The following is a 17,416-nucleotide window of genomic DNA, read 5'->3' on the forward strand; positions in this document are numbered from 1 at the left end:
CGGCCTCATCCACAAGCTCGGCCCCGGCCTCTACGCCGCAACACCGTGGTCTCCAGCCCCACTTGCGTGACCTGCGAAAACGCTAACTACCCGGCCTTGGGGCTTCCCCCTTGATCGTGGACACCGATTGTCATGCAGCCATGGTCAACGTAATGGATCTCTGGTCGTAGGCGATCGGGCTGCTCTGCTGGGCGACCGGATCAGCGACGGACAAGGTAGCGGATGTGGGTGGCCTCCGGTGTGTCGATCACCTGGGCGATCTCCAGCTCGATCTCCGAGGGCAGGACGTCGAACAGTCGTCGTCCGCGGCCGAGCAGCACCGGGATCTGGTGGATCTGCACCTCGTCCAGGACTCCGGCTTCCAGCGCTCGTTGCCCCGTGTACGCACCGCGCACCTGCACGTCCTTGTCGCCGGCGGCGGCCTTGGCCTGGGCCATCGCGCTTTCGATCCCGTCGTTCACGTAGGTCACCAACGGATAGCCCCAGCGGGCGGCCGGGCCGGGTGGGCGGTGACTGGGCACGAAGATCGGGAGACCTCCATGATCACCACCCCAGTGATCCATGAGTTCGGCGGTCCGCCGTCCCGCGAGTACCGCACCGGCCGCGTTCCATTCCTCCTGGAACCGCGCGGCGGTCCGAGCGGAATCTCCTTTGGCGTCGGCCCACTTGTGCAGCCGCTCCCCGTCCTCACCGCCGAGGAAGTCGTCAGGGTCGGCGATGTACCCGTCGAGAGACACCGACATATCGAGCACTGATATAGACACTTCAATCTCCTGTTGTATCGATCCAGACTGGTTTCAATGCTGTAGACCTGGCATGGCTGCCTTACTCATCGGGCACAACGTATTGGATCTTTGCTCGTAGGCGATCGGGCTGATCTGACCGATGCTGGAGTGTCTCCTTCTGGTGTTGTAGCGGGTGACCCACCGAAAGACCGCATGGCGGGCCTCTCGCGCCCCTGACCAGCTCTTTCGACCCTGAAGGGTCTCTCTCTTCAGGGGCGCGTTGAACGATTCCGCGGCGGCATTGTCCGCGCTGGTCCCCACCGCGCCGCGGGAGCGGACCACGCCCAGCTCCTCGCAGACTTGCGCGAAGTCCCTCGCGACGACCAGTTGAATCCGCCTTGCGCTCCGTTGTCACTATGAAAGACCGCCCCGTCCAGGCGTCCGCCCCGAATCGCGGCGGCGGCCTTGAGCGCGTCGGTGACCAGCTCCGTGCGCATGTGGGTGGCGATGGACCAGCCCACCAGCCGCTTCGAGCACAGGTCCAACACCGTCGCTAGGTATAGGAATTGGCCATCACCGACGGGCAGGTAGGTGATGTCGCCGACGTAGCGGGTATTCGGCGTGGCCGCGGTGAAATCACGCTGCAAAAGATCGGGCACCGGGATCGTGGTGCGGACCTTCCTGCGCAGATGCACCCCGACGATCCCGGCGGCACGCATCACCCGCTCCACCCGCTTGTGATTGACCGCCAGCCCGTCGTCGGCCAGCTCGGCCGTGATCCGCGGGGAGCCGTAGGTGCCGCCCGAGGCGGCGTGAATGGCCCCTGATCCGCTCGGCCAGCCGCACATCGGCTCGCCTGCGCGCGACGCGGGCCGTGGCCCCGGCCAGCCAGCGATAGAACCCGGACCGGGAGCATTCCAGCACCCGGCACAGTCGCTTGACGCCGAACGCGCCGCGGTGGTCCTCGACGAACTGGAACCAACTCACCAGTTCGTATCCTTCGCGAAATACTTCGCAGCCCGCCGGAGTATGTCCCGTTCCATCTCCAGCTCGCGGACCTGCCGACGCAGCCGGCTGATCTCCGCGTCCTTCGCCGGTTCCACCGGCGTCGCGGTCCGAACCGGCGACGCCTGCCCGACCGCCACGCCAGCAGCCTCCACGATGTCAGCCTTTTTCACCCACTGGCGCAGCGTCTCCCCGTTCACGCCGAGCTCTGCGGCGATGCGAGAGACCGGCCGGTCCGACGAGCGCACCGGCGCCACCGCGTCAGCCCGGAACTCCGCCGGATATCTGTACGTCTCCACTCGGGACCTCTCTCCTCCCTGGACCACTCATGATCCAGTCTCCGAGATGTCCACGATCAAGGGGGAGGACCCGGAGGGCAGACAGTCGGGAGTGTTCGGTCCGCGTTCGTTCCGGCTCACTCAACCTGCGCAAGCGCTGGGCAGTCCTACCGGATGCCGAGATCGGTACAGCGGTCTTGCCGATGTGCGGGCGCATGGGCAGAAAACAGGCATCCGAACGCTTGGCTGAGGAGAGGGATGGCGGATCTGAACACCCAGGCGACCTGGGTCGACGCACGTGAAAGACTGCCGCGGGACGGTGTACCGGTGGCAGCGGCGATCACGGGCCGGTACCCAGCCGACAGCGCTGAGTCCGAGAACGCGTTGGAGGAGGCGTTCTGGCTGGTAAGGCCGATGTACTTCACGACTCGGCACTTCAGTGAGGACGGAACGGAACACAGGGACTGCTTCGTCGACTCCGACGGATATGTCCGTCTGCCCTACGGTCTTGCCGACGACGACACGGTGACTCACTGGGCTGAGCTGCCCACCTTGCCAGGCAGGACGACACACCTCGTTCTCGGGGAAGACGTGCAGTCGGCGCTCCAGAACGCGTGGCGTGCTCGCCCTGGCACCTGACACACATCCTGTTTCGGGCACTTACTTAGCCGGGTCACGTGGCCGTGACCCGGCTACCCGGCCAAGTCACTCCCGGCGGCGAGGCGAGCGCCTCGCCGGGATGTTCCCGGGCCACCGACAAGTCCGAGGAAGGACAGCGTCGTCGATCGGAGTGCGGGTCAGGAGGCCGCGAGAGCATCCCGGCACCGGCATCCTGGCGCGTCCATTGCTGTGCGGGTCAAGAGGCCCGGGACATCCGGTACTGCACATACTCACTATCGCTGTGATGAATCAGGCCGGAGCCCTTCTTGATGCCGCGCCGCCACAACGCCATCTCCAGGGCCTCTACAAAATCCGGTTCAGCTCAATCGAGGAACCGCCCTGCACCACCACTGGACCGTGATCCGCTGGTCCCCAGCCATGCTCCGCCGTCACACGCGAGTTCACCGATTCTCACCGTCCCGGTCCGGCAACGTGCCGGTGCGGGCCACGTCGGCGTACCACCGTGCGCTGGCCTTGGGGATGCGCTTGCCGGTCGGGTAGTCGACGTAGACGGCACCGAAGCGCTTGCTGTAGCCGTAGCCCCATTCGAAGTTGTCCAGCAGGGACCACAGGAAGTAGCCCCGTACGTCGGCGCCGGCCACGATCGCCCGCTGCACGGCCGACAGGTGGCCGTGGAGGTAGGCGATGCGTTCAGGGTCGCTCACCTGGCCCTCCGGGGTGACGTAGTCGTCGAACGCGGCCCCGTTCTCGGTGATCGTCAAGGGCATCGCGGGGTAGTCCGTCTTGAGCCGCATCAGCAGGTCGTACAGACCGCTGGGGTCGACCGCCCAGCCCATCGCGGTGGTGCTGCCCTCGGGACGGTGGAAGGCGACCTGGTCGGCGCCCGGCCAGGGACTGTGCTCGCTGGCCCCGTGACCGTCGGAGCCGTGGCTCGCCTCGCCGGTGGCGGCCGAGACGAGGGTGGGCGTGTAGTAGTTGACGCCCAGGAAGTCCAGCGGCTGGTGGGTCGTGGCGAGGTCGCCGTCCTGCACGAAGGACCAGTCGGTCAGGCCTGCCGTGTCCTGGAGGAGATCCTGCGGGTACGCGCCCTCCAGCAGAGGGCCGGTGAAGACGCGGTTGGCCAGCGCGTCGATCCGGCGGGCCGCGTCCAGGTCCTCGGCGGCCTCGGTCAGCGCTCGGACCTGGTGGATGTTGAGCGTGATGGACGTCCGCGCGCGGGAGGGCAGCTCGGCGCGCAGTGCCTGAACGGCCTTGCCGTGGGCGAGGTTGAGGTGGTGCGCCGCGCGCAGGGCCGCGACCGGGTCGGTGCGCCCGGGAGCGTGGACACCGGAGCCGTATCCGAGGAAGGCACTGCACCAGGGCTCGTTGAGGGTGGTCCAGGTCTTCACCCGGTCCCCCAGCGCACGGGCCGCAAGGCTCGCGTAGTCGGCGAACCGGTCGGTGGTGATGCGCTCCGGCCAGCCGCCGGCGTCCTCCAGTTCCTGCGGCAGGTCCCAGTGGTAGAGCGTGACGACCGGTTCGATGCCCTTCTCCAGCAGGGCGTCGGTCAGGGCTCGGTAGAAGTCGAGGCCTTTCTGTACGGCCGGGCCGCGGCCGGTCGGTTGCACCCGCGGCCACGACAGGGAGAACCGGTAGGCGCTCACGCCGAGGTCGGCCATGATCGCGACGTCCTCGCGCCAGCGGTGGTAGTGGTCGGTGGCCACGTCACCGGTGTCGCCGTTGCGCACCCTGCCGGGCGTGTGCGAGTAGGTGTCCCAGATGGAAGGGGTGCGTCCGTCGACGGAGGCGGCACCCTCGATCTGGTACGCGGCGGTCGCCGTGCCCCAGGTGAATCCCTGAGGGAATCGGATGGCGTTGGTGGTTTCCGGGGCGGGCGCGACACGTCGGGTAACGGTGGTCACGTGAGTCCTTCCAGATGTACTGCGGGGTGGGAGGGGCGGAGCGGGGTGGCGGGTACCGGAGGGGCGCGGCAACGAGGGGGCGGCGGGGCACTCATCCCTTGACCGCTCCCTGCATGATTCCGCCGACGATCTGACGGCCGAAGACGATGAACATGACGAGCAGGGGCAGGGTGCCGAGCAGGGCGCCCGCCATGATCAGCGACTGGTCGCGTATGTATCCCGCGCTCAGCTGGGTGAGTGCGACGGGCACGGTCGGGTTGGACATGTCGAGAACGATGAACGGCCAGAAGAAGTCGTTCCAGGCGTGCACGAACGTGATCATGAACAGGACGGCCATGGGCGGCCGCGCGATCGGCAGCACGATGCTCCAGAAAATGCGCAGGGAGTGCGCACCGTCCACGCGGCCGGCCTCGACGAGTTCGTCGGGCAGCGCCTCACTGAGGTACTGCCGCATGAAGAACACCCCGACGGCGCTGACGAGCGTGGGGAAGATGACGGCGGGCAACTGCTGGCCCCAGCCCAGTTCCGTCATCATCATGAACAGCGGTACGACGCCGAGCTGAGGCGGCACCAGCATCGTGCCGATCACGAGCATGAGCAGGATGTTGCGGCCCTTGAAGCGGAGTTTCGCGAAGGCGAAGCCGGCAAGGGTGGCGAACAGCACCGTGGACAGGGCGATCACGCCGGCCACGATCAGGCTGTTGAGCATGGCCTTGCCCAGCGCGGCGTCCTGCCAGGCCTTGCCGAGGTTCTCCAGCAGATGGGGCCCCGGCAGGAACGGCGGAGGCGTCTGGGTGACGCGAGTGTTGTCGCTCGACGCCGCCACCATCGTCCAGTAGAGCGGGAAGAGCGAGAACAGCGATGCGATCCCCAGCAGAATGTAGGCGACAGGACCCGCGTGGTGCTGCCGTCCGGCACCCGGGTGCCGGAACAGTTGTCGGCTCCGTCCGCCGCGCGGGGTGTCCTTCCGTGCCTTTCGCGCGGTGTCGGAGCGTGCGTCCGGTGCCTGGACCGGGATGCTGTCTGTGGTCATGGAGATCTCCCGGTCAGCCCTTGCGCGCGATGGCGCGCGCGACAAGTCGTTGGACGACGAACACCACGATGAGCAGGAGGAACATCGCCCAGGCGACCGTGGCGGCCCGGCCCATCTGATAGTTTTTCCAGCCCTCCTCGTACAGCAGCAGTCCCAGCGTCTGGTACTGGTTGTCCGCTCCCCCGGTGATGCCGTTCGGGCCCTGGCCGAAGATCAGGGGCTCGCCGAAGAGCTGGGTGGCGCCGATCGTGGACAGGACGATGGTGAACACGATGGTGGAGCGGATGCCGGGGACGGTGACCGTCAGGAACTGCTGCCACCGCGAGGCGCCGTCGATGGCCGCGGCTTCATAGCGGTCGCGTGGGATCGCCTGCATCGCCGCGAGGTAGAGCAGGGCGTTGTAGCCGGTCCAGCGCCAGATGACAATCGTGGAAATGGCCGTCTGCGCGGCCCACTTGTTGTTCTCCCAGTCGACGTTGTCGACGCCGACCAGGCTCAACATCCAGTTGATCATGCCGAAGTCGCGCTCGAAGAGCATCGTGAACACCAGGGCCGCGGCGCCTACTGACGTGGCGTACGGCGTGAGGGCGGCGACGCGGAAGAACGTCGAGCCGCGCAGCCGGTAGTTGAGCAGGTGCGCCAGCCCGAGCGCCATCAGCAGCTGCGGCACGGTCGACAGGACACCGATGGTGATCGTGTTGAGCAGTGCGTTCCAGAAGCGGTCGTCGTCCCACAGGGCCGTGTAGTTGTCGAAGCCGACCCACTCCATGAGGTTCAGGGTCGACAGTTCGACGCGGTGCAGGGAGATCCACGAGGTGTAGACGAGCGGGTAGAAGCTGAAGGCGGCGAAGACGACGAAGAACGGGGCGACGAAGGCGTACGGGGCGCCGCGCACGTCGAGACGGTGCAGCAACGTACTGCGACGCCGGCGCTCCGCACCGGTGTCGGGCCCGGTCGGCGGGGCGGCGCCGGGCGCACCGTCTGGGGTTGTCGGGGTGGAGATGGCCACCGGAAGGCGTCCTTCCTGGAGGGTGACGGGGAAGGCAGGGGCCCGGCGGCCCACTCGGGGCGGTGCGTGGGACGCCGGGCTGCTGCGGAGGTGGGCGATGGGGCCCGAGGTCAGCCGGCGGCCTTCTCGATGCGCTTGTTCGTGGTCTTCCATGCCTCGTTCGGGCTCTTGTTCTGCGCCTCGATCAAGGTCAGGCCCTGCGAGAAGATGTCCTTGATGGTGCCGTCCTTGCGACCGAGCACCTGCTCGTCGGGGATCTCCTGGGCCGCGGCGCTGAAGATCTTCCCGATGGGCGCGCCACTGAAGTAGTCCGACTTGGCATCGACCACTTCGGGCATCCCCAACGCGGTCTGCGAAGAGGGGAAGTTGCCGATCTTCTTGAAGAGGTAGGCCTGCTGCTCAGGGGCGGTGAGCCAGGCGACGAGCTCCTGCGCCTCCTTCTTGACAGGGCTCTTCTCCATCACGCCGAGGAACGCTCCGCCCCAGTTGGCGCCCTGGGGCGCCTTGGCGACGTCCCACTTGCCCTTGTTCTTCGGTCCTGCCTTCTCGCTGATGTGCGCGAGCATCCACGCCGGGCAGACAGTGGTGGCGAAGGTGCTGTTGGCCAGGCCGGGGTCCCAGCCGGGCTGGAACTGGCGGAGCTTGGCGGTCAGATCGGACGTGGCGGCCTCGGAGGCCAGCTTCCACGCGTCCTTCACGACAGGGTTGGTGGCGTAGATCAGCTCGCCCTGCTTGTCGTAGAACTGCTGGGAGTCGCCGTAGATCATGGCGTTGAACAGCCCGCTGGAGCTGTCCATGAAGGCGACCTTGTCGGCCTTCGACTTCCGCTTGAACCGCTTGCCCGCGTCGACGTACTTCGACCAGTCGCCCTCCCACAACTTGGCGACCTCGTCGCGGTCGGTGGGCAGGCCGGCCTGCTTGAAAAGGTCCTTGCGATAGCAGACCGCCATCGGGCCGATGTCGGTCCCCAGGCCGATGACCTTCTTGTCCGCGGTGGTGACCTGGCTCTGCTTCCACGGCAGGAAGTGGTCCGTCCCGGCCACGCCGGCCAGGTCGACGAACTTGTCCTTCTGCGTGTCGGACAGTTCCTTGGCCCGACCAATCTCTATGCCCTGGATGTCCTTCAGCCCGCTGCCGGCGGCCAAGTGGGTCTGCAGGGCGGTGTAGTAGGTCTGTTCGTCACCCGCGACATCCGCCTTGATGACGACGTTCGGGTGCTCCTTCATGTACTTGTCGAGCAGACCGGTCTCCTTGAAGCCCATGACGCCGAACAGCCCCATGGTGATGGTGACCTTGCCGTCCTTCTTCCCGCCACCGGTCCCCCCGCTGTCACTGCCTCCACAGCCCACGACCAGGCCGAGAGCCGACACAGCCGATACGACGGCCACGGCTCGTGTACGCAACTTCCTTCGGGCCTTGCCCATTCAGTCCTCCTAGCGGCGGCGCTGACGCACCGGAGTTCGAGCCCCACGGTCCGCTCCGTAGGACCCGATTTGCCCGAGTGGGTACGTTCCCAAACTGCGATGGGAACGTACCCACTCGGAGCCACGAAGCGTGGCCGCCGCAAAAGGCTCTGTCAAGAAGTTGAAGCAACTTCGTTGCCGGCAGATGTCGCGTTCCTGCGCCCGGACCCGCCGGACGCTCTTGGCGGGTCTGGCACAATGCGCTGGTGGAAGCCGTTCGGGCGCCGCGCAAGCGAGGAGGCGACATGGGGGGCAGTCAACGTCCGACCATCAAGACCGTGGCCGCGCGTGCCGGGGTCGGACGGACCACGGTTTCACGAGTCATCAACGGCTCGGAGCTCGTCAGCGACAAGGCCAAGGCCGCTGTGCTCGCCGCCATCACCGAGCTGAACTACGTTCCGAACTCGGTTGCCCGGGGACTCGTGACAAGCCGGACGAACTCCGTGGCACTCGTGATTCCCGAGTCGGAGAGCAGACTGGGCGCCGAGCCCTACTTCTCGGCAGTCATCCGCGGGGTCAGCACCGCCCTCGCCAAGACCCGGACACAGCTCCAGCTGGTCCTTGTACGCGACCAGGCCGAACGGGACCAGCTCACCGAGTCGGTGGCGGAGCGGCGGGTCGACGGAGTACTCCTGGTCTCGGTGCACGAGCACGACCCGCTGCCCGGTCTCCTGGAGGACATGGGTCTGCCCACGGTGCTCGCCGGGCGCCGCTCCCCCGCCGAGTCGCTCAGCCATGTGCACTCCGACAACGCGGGCGGAGCCGCGACGGCCGTCAGGCACCTCCTCACCCGCGGGCGCCGGACCATCGCCACGATCAGCGGCCCCCTCGACATGGACGTGGCACGCAGCCGGCTCCAAGGGTGGCGAGAGGCGCTTGAAAAGGCGGGCCACGGAGCCACGGAGCACCTCGTGGTCTCGGCCGACTTCACCGAGGAGGGCGGCGAGGCGGCGATGCGTTCACTCCTTGAACAACTCCCTACGCTCGACGCCGTGTTCGTTGCCTCGGACGTCATGGCAGCAGGAGCGCTGGCGGAGTTGCGCAGGCAAGGGCGCAGCGTTCCCGACGATGTGGCGGTGGTCGGATTCGACGACTCCATCATCGCCCGGCACACCAACCCGCCCCTCACCAGCGTGCGTCAGCCCGTCGAGGAGATCGGCAACACGATCGCCCGCATCCTCCTGGAAGAGATCAGCAACCCCGGGGAACCGCATCAGCACGTCGTGCTTCCTACCGAACTCGTGGTACGCGAATCGTCATGAATCTGCCGCGCACCGGCCGGATCGGGGCCCCACAGAACACCGACGCCGCCCCGGTCGGCGGCCCCGCCGTCGCCGCTCTGCCGACTCCCCCGACGACCCGGCGGCGCAACCGGGCGCGGGGGCCGACGAACGTGGGCTTCCGTCAGCGCCGATGCTGGGCGGCCATCCACTGCCAGATGTGTGTTCCGCTGATGCTGGGGTCGTTGCGGGCGACGTAGATCCACGACCAATGGCCGGCGAACTGGTAGCCATTCCAGACGACGTGGTCGTAGAGCGTCATCAGTGAGCCGGGGATGAGGTCGTGCGCGTGGGCGGTGTTGGCCTGTGGGTCCACAGTGGTGTCGTCTCGGGAGGCAACGAGCCAGCTGGGAGTGCTGATCTTTGCCAGCTCGCTGTCGGGGATCAGCGGTGCACCGCCGGTCGGGAAGGACGTGACAACGCCGCAGATCGGCACGGAAGCAGCGAACAGGGTGGGATAGACGGTGGTCATCTTCATGCTCATGTAGCCGCCGTTACTGCAGCCGGCGACATGGATCCTGTCGCGGTCGACACGGTTGCCGCGCGTGACGTCGCCGATGATCTCGTGGATGAGGGGAGCGAAGCGGGGGCCGTCCAGCATCCAGGCGGAGGTGCTCTGCGGGACGACAACGTAGGCGCCGTTGAAGATGCGTTGCGCCTCGGGGGTGGCGAAGCCCAGTGCACCGCGGTTGGCTCGCAGCGTGGTCTCGTTGTCGTAGTAGTTGTCGGGGAGCGAGGCGCCCTCACCTCCGCCGTGCAGCCAGACGATCAGCGGGTGCTTGCCCCGTCGGGAGGAGTGGGAGCCGGTGGGTGAGTACAGCCGGTACTTCATTCCCGAGCCGGATACGTGGGAGCTAAACGCGTCGACCTCAGGGTCTGACAGTCGATGGCCCTGCACGAAGTTTCTGATGGTGATCGGTCGGTGATTGCGTAAGGCGATCGGGGCCTGCTGAGTGATGGTGTAGGCGAGGTCGAGCATTACGTTGCGGCCCCTGCCCGCGATGTAGCCGAGAGTGCTGCCGCCGGTCTGGCCTTCGGCGTAGCTCAGGTCGAGGACGATGTTGCCGCGGTGGTCGAGCCGGACGGCGGTCACCGTGCGGTCGAGGTCGTACTCGCTGAAGATGACGTCGTCGGCGGCGATGGGGACCGGGCTGGTGGCTCTGGCGTGCACGGTGAAGGTGCCGGTGGTCAGGCTGGCCGGGTCGATCGGGCCGATCCGGGCGGTGTTGAGGGTGATCGAGGTGACCTGTTCGCCACCGTCGAGCACCTGGGCGTTCAGGGTGAATCTCACGCTGGTGGCTGCGTGGTCGTCGGCATGCGCGGCGACGCCCGGCAGAGACAGACCGGCGGCGGCGCCCGTGCCGGCGGCCAGAATGGTGCGACGGCTGATCGGTGTTGCCATGCGGACTCCTTATGTGGTGGGGAGGCTTCATCGCGGCTATGTGCCGATCCCGGCGGTGCGGACGAGAGTTGACGGTGGCCCGCCACGTACAGGATCAGGATGGGCAGTGCCGTGAGCAAGAGGGCGAGCACGCGGACAACGTCTTGGGCCCCCTCCCGAGCTCACCCCCGAACAGGCCGACCTCGCACGGCACATGGACGCTGTGGGCCACCCCGCCCCCAGCATCGCCGCGATGTTCAGGGGCGCAACATCGACCATCCACCGCCACGTATGGCAAGACGCTGGCCGCGCTGACGGCCGAGGGCCCGGCGACCAGAGCCGACCTGCCCGCCATCCCGCCATCCGGCGAACCCGCCGGGTCTGGGCCGGACTGGTCTCCGCTCCGGCGCGCCACCCCGGCCAGATCGAGGCTGGCAGTCGGGCCGGCGGCCGTCGCGATGAGTCGACCCGTGGTCGTTCTGCCCCTGCTTCCTCGTCAGCCGGGCGAGACGACGACTCAAGCCTCTGCGAGGATCGACTCATGATTCGAGGACGCATCATCGCTGAAAGCCTGCGAACCGGCGCGGACACTCAGCTGCCCGAACTCAGGCTCATCCGCCTCGGCCGCCATGACGTGTCCTCGTCGACGCTACCGGCGGAGGAACGCTCCGGTGGCGATGACCAGCACGGAGCTGTCGACGGCCAGCCGCCCACTTGGACGTTCATCGATTTCGAGGGTCCGGACTCTCTTGCCGGCGACCTTGCTCAGGCCCTCACGGATGCCCTTGAACCAGACCTTGGCTGGTGGGCCGACTTCACCGTCAACGACACTGAGCACGTGATCGCGTTTTCCGGACGTTACTTCCGTTACCGCGTGGGCGACCAAGCAGGTAGAGCGGAAGCAGTCGCATGGGGCCGAGCTGCTGGGACCCCCGAGCACCAACTCGACTGGGGTCCGTAGCCCTCGCGCACTGCGTGGTTCACGCTCGGGGTCCCGGCCCGCGTGCGTGCCGAGCGCCGCTCATGCCTCGGCGGGTGCGCTCGTCGCCGCCGCGATCAGGGCGGTCGCCGCCGCGCGGGAGGTCGCGGCCACCGTGGAGTCGTGGTCCATCAGGGCGGAGATGCCGGCGCCGTCGTAGAGGAGTTGGAGCTGGCAGCCCAGGGCGTCGGGGTCGGCGGCGCCGGCCTCGGCGGCGAGGCGGGTGAAGAGTTCGCGCATCCAGCCGCGGAAGGCGTCCGCCGCTTCCTGGACCAGCCCGCCGGGGCTGGCCTCGGCGCCGGCGCGGATGAAGGCGCAGCCGCGGAAGTCGGGCCGGTCGAACTGCCGCCCCTGGGACTCGAAGACCGCCAGCATCTGCTCGCGGGGCGTGTCGCGCTCCGCGACGGCCCGGGTGATCCGGTCGGCGGTGGCCGCGTGCCGGGTGTCGAGGTACGCCCGGACGAGCTGCTCCTTGCCGCCGAAGGTGTTGTACAGCGACGCCTTGGCCACGCCCGCGTGCTCGATGACCCGGTCGATCCCGACGCTCTGCACGCCCTCGGCGTAGAACAGCTCGTTCGCGGCGGCGAGCAGGCGCTCTCGCGCCGACGGCTTCGCGGTGCTCTGGACACTCGCCATGACGGTCACTCCTTCAGACAGATCTGTCTACATTATGCTCCGGCCGAGTCCCGGCCGGAGGCCACCCCTCAGGCGTTGCCGCCGACCTGCTCGACCGGCAGGTCCGCCGCCCCGCCCCGGCCGCCGCGCAGCAGCCCGAGCAGTGCGAACGCCGCGAGGACGATCACGGCGACGCCGTACTCCTGCGCGGTGACGGTCAGTCCGCCCGCGTGGACGACGAGGAACCCGGCGATCACGGCGGGCACCCCCATGCCCAGATAGGAGACGACGAAGAGCAGCGAAAGCACCCCGGAACTCTCGTGCGGCCGGGCCAGCGGCATCACCGTACGGATGCCGCCCTGGAACCCGCTGCCGAAGCCGACGCCCGCGATGGCGGTGCCGACGAAGAAGCCGGTCGGGGAGGAGTCACGGATCGAGACGAGGGTGAGGGCCACCCCGGCGATCAGCGCGAGGATGCCGGTGAGCATCACCGTCCGGGTCGCCGCCTTCCGCAGGACCAGCACCGAGACGGCGGCCACCCCGGCGAGCACGAACAGGCTCAGCCCGCCGAGAACTTCGGACCTGGAACCGGTCAACTCCCGTGCCAGGGACGGACCGAGTGATCCGTACAGCCCGGCCAGCGCCCAGACGGCGAACAGCACCGGTGCGGCCACCAGCATCGGGCGGCGTACGGCGCGCGGCAGCTTGATCTCCGGCGCCAGACTGGCCAGCGCCCCCGGCTTGCGGCTCACCGTCTCCGCCATCAGCGCGACGGCGACGGCCTGGAGGACGAAGACCACCATCAGCCCGAGGTAGACCAGATGAGTGGGGGCGGGCAGGAACTGGACGACGAGGCCGGAGACCAGCGCGCCGGCGGCCGTGCCGATGCCCGGGACGACCGCGTTGGTGATCGTGCCGCGCGGCCGGTCGATGTCCATCATCCCCGCCCCGATCGCGCCGAGCGCGGCGCCGGTCGACAGCCCCTGGACGATCCGGGCGACCATCAGCCCCGACACGCCGTCGGCGGTGGCGAACACGACCATCGAGGCGACCTGGGCCGCCAGCGCGGCCAGCAGCACCGGCCGCCTGCCGACGTGGTCGGAGACCTTGCCCATGGTGAGCAGCCCGAGCAGCACGGCCACCGCGTAGACGCCGAAGACCACGGTGGTGGTGATCGGGTCGAAGCCCCATTCAGCCTGGTAGACCGCGTAGAGCGGGGTCGGCGCGCTGGAGGCCGCCAGGAACGAGATGGTGATCGAGGCAAGTACGTACAGCGCCACGTTCGGCGGCAGCTGCCGGCCCCGCGCTGATACGGCAGCGGAGTCGGATCCGGAAGCGGATCCGGCGTCGGCAGGCGCCGCATCCGAGGTACGCGCCGGTTTGGACGCCGGGACGACCGAGAGATTCGTCATGACCATTCCCGTCCGAAGTATGAGTAGACCTGTCTGTCTAATCGCGAATTAGACTAGACAGACAGGTCTACTCACGTCAAGCGGGAGAGGCGAGCATCGCTCGGGGCGGGCTCACGGGAAACGCCCGACCGGGCCGGGTGCCCCTGACGTGTGACGTGCACCCTCCAGAGGCTTCCCACCGCGTTCGCGCTGACCGGCGCCAAGGCAGGCGAGCGCGAGACTCTGCTGGACCTCCTGGCCGCCGAACCCGGCCTCGTTGCCGCACGTCCCGCCCAGACGCTGATCGGCGACAAGAACTACTTCGGCGGGGGCTTGGAACACGAACTAGCCGAGCAGGACGTCCGGCTGCTCCGGCCAGCCCGCAAGGGCGAGCCGGAACGGCCCGGAGTACCACTGTTCAAGCCATTGCCGCAGATCATCGAGTCGGTCAACGAAACCTTCAAGGGTCAACTCGACCTCGAACAGCACCGAGGGCGCACGCCCGGCGGTGTCGTCGTCCGCGTCATGCAGTGCATCCTCGCGCTGACCGCCGCGATCTGGCACAACGACCACACAGGACAGCCCGTCCTGCGCTCACTGACCGCCTATGACGACCACTGGCCCCTTGGAATCGATCATCTAGGGTCTTCTGGTGGGTCTCCGCGGCGTAGCGACGCTCGGCACGCCCCACCTGAACGAGGAAGTTCAGCGAGGCTCTTGCGAGGAACCCCAGGCGTTTACGCCTGGGAGGAATCGCATCCCGTAGCGGTGACGCGGAGCGTCGCAGCGTCCGGGGGTTTCGGTCGCGGAGCGCCCGTAGGGCTGTCCGGCGGAGCCGGAGAATGCTCGCGTCTCAGTCGGGGCGCTTCTGGTTCTCGATGTACTCCTTGACGACGCCGAGTGGGGCTCCGCCGACGGAAGCGGCGAAGTAGGAGGGGGACCAGAAGTGCTCACCCCACAGGAACCGGTGGATGTGCTCGGGAAACTCCTGGCGCAGGCGGCGTGCCGAGACGCCCTTGAGGGAGCCGACCAACCGGGAGAGCGCGACCTTGGGTGGGTAATGCACCAGCAGGTGGACGTGGTCGCGCTCGCCGTTGAACTCCCGTAGCTCGCCGCCGAAGTCGGTGCAGACATCCCGCATGATCTCCTCGCAGCGCGTGAGGATCTCGTCGGTGAACACTCCGCGACGGTACTTCGGGGTGAAGACCAAGTGCGCGTGGAGGGCGTAGACAACTGTTCTGCCCCTCCTCATATCGAGGTTTGGTTCCCATCTCGGTGACACAGATCAATGCTAGCCGTTAGCCTGACGGGGTGAAACTCGTGGTGCAGGTCAAGTTGATGCCAACGCCCGTACAGGCGGCGGCACTTGAGACGACCGTGCGCTCGGTGAATGAGGCGGCGAACTGGGTGGCAGCCACCGCGTTCGAGGCTTTCGGGTTGAAGGGTCGGGAGACCCCGCTGCGGGCCCTGTGTTACGGCGAGCTCAAAGCCCGGGGACTGGGGGCGCAGGCCGCCCAGCACGTCATCAAGCGGGTCGCGGACGCGTATGCGACCTTGCGGGCGAATATCCGCAACGGGAACCTCGGCCCGCAAGGCGCAAGGCACCGCCTCAAGGCGGAGTCCAGGGCCATCGCCTTCCGTCCGGATGCGGCGCACACCTATGACGACCGCTGTGCGTCCTGGCAGTACGACGCCAAGACCATCTCGATCTGGACGGTTTCGGGCCGGGTAAAGAGTGTGCGGTTCGTCTGCTCGCCCAACGCGCTCAAGCAGCTCGCCGAGCACCGTAAGGGCGAATCGGATCTGGTGTTCCGGGACGGCAAGTGGTTCCTGATCGCCACCATCGACCTTCCCGAGCCCGAGGCGTTCGAACCGGTGGACTTCATCGGGGTGGACCGCGGCATCGTCAACCTCGCCACCACGTCCGACGGGACCAACCACTCCGGCCGCCGTCTGGGCCGCTACCGCAGATGGCAGGCGAAGAAGAAGGCCGAACTCCAGGCCAAGCGCACCCGGTCGGCCAAGCAGCTACTGAAGAAGCGGGCCCGCCGGGAGGCTCGGCACGCCACCCACATCAACCACAAGATCGCCAAGCAGACGGTTGCCGTCGCGCAACGCACCGAGCGCGGTATCGCCCTGGAGGAACTCCAGGGGATCCGCGATCGGGTCACGGTTCCTCGCGACCAGCGGGCCCGTCTGTCCTCCTGGCCCTTCCGCCAACTCGGCGCGTTCCTCGCGTACAAGGCACGCCGGGCCGGTGTGCCGTTCATCGAGGTGGATCCGGCCTACACCTCGCAGCGCTGCCCGCGCTGCGGACACACCGAGCGGGGCAACCGCCCCACCCGGGATCTGTTCCGCTGTCGTCGGTGCGGCCTCGCTGGGCCGGCCGACCACGTCGCCGGGGTCAACGTGCGCAACCGCGCACGCTCGGCGTGGGTATTTGTCAACATGCCCGATCCGCCCCCGGCCTGAGCCGCAAGCGGTAGATGTGACCCGTGACCGCCCCGTCGTAGGGGGCAGTCGGGAGCATAAGCGAAGCCGTATCGAACCGAGTCACCAAGCTCGGTCGTTCACGGCCGAGTAGTCGACGTGGGGTCAGCGCAGGTGGAAGCGTTCCACCCAGCCCATGACCTCTCTGGTGGTCGTGTTGCCCCCGCAGAGAACCAACCCGAGCCGGGCTCCGCCGCCGACATGCTCCAGCACGCGTCGGGCCGCGGGAAGCAGACAGCCCGCAGCGGGTTCGGTCCACACCTTGGCGTGGTCGGCGAGGTCGAGGGTGCCCTGGACGGCCTCCCGGTCCGGGATCACGAGCACCTCGGTGACCAGGGCGGATACATGGTCGTACGTCAGCTGTGACACGGAGGGCGCGCTGAGTGTGGTGACGACTGAGGAGAGCGCGACCGGCACCGGACGGCCCGCGGCCAACGCCTCCGACATGGCCTGCGCGCCCTCCGTCTCCACGCCCCAGATCCGTACCCCGGGCCGAAGCGCGTGCAGCGCGGACGCGACACCGGAGATCAGGCCGCCGCCCCCGATGCTGACGAGTACGTCGGTGAGATCCCCGGCGTCCTCGGCGAACTCCAGGCCGACGGTGCCCTGACCGGCGATCACCACGGGATCGTCGAACGGGTGGACAAGGGTCAGTCCCTCGGCCTGCAACCGCGTCATGAGCGCGAACGCACCGTCCATGTCGTCGGTCAACCGCAGCGACGCGCCTGCCGCCTTCACCATCTCGACGGAACGCGCGGGCGCCGACATCGGCATGACCACGGTTGCCTTGACATCGAGCGCGGCGGCCATCACCGCGAGTGCGATCCCGTGATTGCCTCCGCTCACCGCCACCACGCCCGCCGCCCGCTCCGCCTCGCAGAGTGCGAGCAGCCGCGCCGTCGCCCCGCGTGCCTTGAAGGAGCCGGTGCGCTGCAACAGCTCCAGCTTCACGGTGACCGGGACACCCAGCAGCGCGGTCAGCCCAGGGCTCGCCACAGTGGGAGTGCGTACGACGTGTTCGGCGATCTGCTCAGCCGCGGCTTGGACGTCCGAGATGCTGATCAAGGCCGGCCACCTTCCTGCGTGAGGTTGAGACGTGAGACGACCAGAGCAGAGGCTGCAGCGCAAGCAGCGGTGCTGCGATTCCCTGCAGGTGACACATTAGCCAGCGCCACACGACTTGATGTTGCAGCAAGCGACGTGAAGCGTCTGACACGTCCATGGCCGTTCCCGCGCCGCCGCGCA

Annotated in this window: 14 protein-coding genes and 2 pseudogenes; 5 read left to right on the forward strand and 11 right to left on the reverse strand. The window is 67.9% G+C overall.

Features of this window, described 5'->3' with window-relative positions; genetic code table 11:
- Positions 1–200 precede the first annotated feature (200 nt).
- Together AB0D14_RS33315 and AB0D14_RS33320 are read right to left on the reverse strand one after the other, a co-directional pair.
- The gene (locus tag AB0D14_RS33315; protein ID WP_362786564.1) at positions 201–764 is read right to left on the reverse strand and encodes a dihydrofolate reductase family protein; all 564 of its coding nucleotides are present in this window, start codon (positions 762–764) and stop codon (positions 201–203) included.
- 33 nt (positions 765–797) lie between these two features.
- Positions 798–2,029 (reverse strand): annotated as a pseudogene (locus AB0D14_RS33320) (IS3 family transposase).
- A gap of 237 nt (positions 2,030–2,266) precedes the next feature.
- Between AB0D14_RS33320 and AB0D14_RS33325 the strand changes: the two are divergent.
- On the forward strand, positions 2,267–2,647 hold the full coding sequence (locus AB0D14_RS33325; RefSeq protein ID WP_362786566.1) for an AQJ64_40280 family protein: 381 nt from the start codon (positions 2,267–2,269) through the stop codon (positions 2,645–2,647).
- Between the two features lie 422 nt (positions 2,648–3,069).
- Here AB0D14_RS33325 and AB0D14_RS33330 read toward each other — a convergent pair whose 3' ends face one another.
- From AB0D14_RS33330 to AB0D14_RS33345, 4 genes are all read right to left on the reverse strand, one after another.
- Positions 3,070–4,530, reverse strand: coding sequence for a GH1 family beta-glucosidase (locus tag AB0D14_RS33330; RefSeq protein ID WP_362786568.1), 1,461 nt, complete (start codon positions 4,528–4,530; stop codon positions 3,070–3,072).
- A gap of 91 nt (positions 4,531–4,621) precedes the next feature.
- A complete protein-coding gene (locus AB0D14_RS33335) occupies positions 4,622–5,563 on the reverse strand; it encodes a carbohydrate ABC transporter permease (protein WP_362786570.1) in 942 nt (313 codons plus the stop codon).
- A gap of 13 nt (positions 5,564–5,576) precedes the next feature.
- On the reverse strand, positions 5,577–6,572 hold the full coding sequence (locus AB0D14_RS33340) for a sugar ABC transporter permease (RefSeq protein ID WP_362786572.1): 996 nt from the start codon (positions 6,570–6,572) through the stop codon (positions 5,577–5,579).
- Positions 6,573–6,682: 110 nt separating this feature from the next.
- Positions 6,683–7,996, reverse strand: coding sequence for an extracellular solute-binding protein (locus AB0D14_RS33345; protein ID WP_362786574.1), 1,314 nt, complete (start codon positions 7,994–7,996; stop codon positions 6,683–6,685).
- A gap of 284 nt (positions 7,997–8,280) precedes the next feature.
- Here AB0D14_RS33345 and AB0D14_RS33350 point away from each other — a divergent pair, with 284 nt between their 5' ends.
- Entirely contained in the window at positions 8,281–9,297 is a 1,017-nt protein-coding gene (locus AB0D14_RS33350; RefSeq protein WP_362786576.1) for a LacI family DNA-binding transcriptional regulator, read from the forward strand.
- A 142-nt stretch (positions 9,298–9,439) separates the two neighbouring features.
- Here the strand turns inward: AB0D14_RS33350 and AB0D14_RS33355 are convergent, their stop codons facing one another.
- Complete coding sequence (locus AB0D14_RS33355; protein ID WP_362786578.1) at positions 9,440–10,717, reverse strand: PHB depolymerase family esterase; 1,278 nt, start codon at positions 10,715–10,717, stop codon at positions 9,440–9,442.
- A 520-nt stretch (positions 10,718–11,237) separates the two neighbouring features.
- Here AB0D14_RS33355 and AB0D14_RS33360 point away from each other — a divergent pair.
- Entirely contained in the window at positions 11,238–11,657 is a 420-nt protein-coding gene (locus AB0D14_RS33360; protein WP_362786580.1) for a hypothetical protein, read from the forward strand.
- Between the two features lie 60 nt (positions 11,658–11,717).
- On the opposite strand, the gene AB0D14_RS33365 is transcribed toward AB0D14_RS33360, so the two are convergent.
- Together AB0D14_RS33365 and AB0D14_RS33370 are read right to left on the reverse strand one after the other, a co-directional pair.
- Entirely contained in the window at positions 11,718–12,311 is a 594-nt protein-coding gene (locus AB0D14_RS33365) for a TetR/AcrR family transcriptional regulator (protein ID WP_362786582.1), read from the reverse strand.
- 68 nt (positions 12,312–12,379) lie between these two features.
- Positions 12,380–13,702, reverse strand: coding sequence for an MFS transporter (locus AB0D14_RS33370; protein WP_362786583.1), 1,323 nt, complete (start codon positions 13,700–13,702; stop codon positions 12,380–12,382).
- A gap of 150 nt (positions 13,703–13,852) precedes the next feature.
- Between AB0D14_RS33370 and AB0D14_RS33375 the strand changes: the two are divergent.
- Positions 13,853–14,293: pseudogene (locus tag AB0D14_RS33375) on the forward strand (transposase); the annotation flags it as partial.
- Positions 14,294–14,534: 241 nt separating this feature from the next.
- Here AB0D14_RS33375 and tnpA read toward each other — a convergent pair.
- Entirely contained in the window at positions 14,535–14,933 is a 399-nt protein-coding gene (gene tnpA / locus AB0D14_RS33380) for an IS200/IS605 family transposase (RefSeq protein WP_362786585.1), read from the reverse strand.
- Between the two features lie 59 nt (positions 14,934–14,992).
- On the opposite strand from tnpA, the gene AB0D14_RS33385 reads away from it, so the two are divergent.
- A complete protein-coding gene (locus AB0D14_RS33385; protein ID WP_362786587.1) occupies positions 14,993–16,153 on the forward strand; it encodes a transposase in 1,161 nt (386 codons plus the stop codon).
- Between the two features lie 123 nt (positions 16,154–16,276).
- Here AB0D14_RS33385 and AB0D14_RS33390 read toward each other — a convergent pair whose 3' ends face one another.
- Entirely contained in the window at positions 16,277–17,236 is a 960-nt protein-coding gene (locus tag AB0D14_RS33390) for a threonine/serine dehydratase (RefSeq protein WP_362786589.1), read from the reverse strand.
- Between the last annotated feature and the right edge of the window lie 180 nt (positions 17,237–17,416).

The organism is Streptomyces sp. NPDC048484 (assembly GCF_040651415.1).
Taxonomy (GTDB): Bacteria; Actinomycetota; Actinomycetes; order Streptomycetales; family Streptomycetaceae; genus Streptomyces.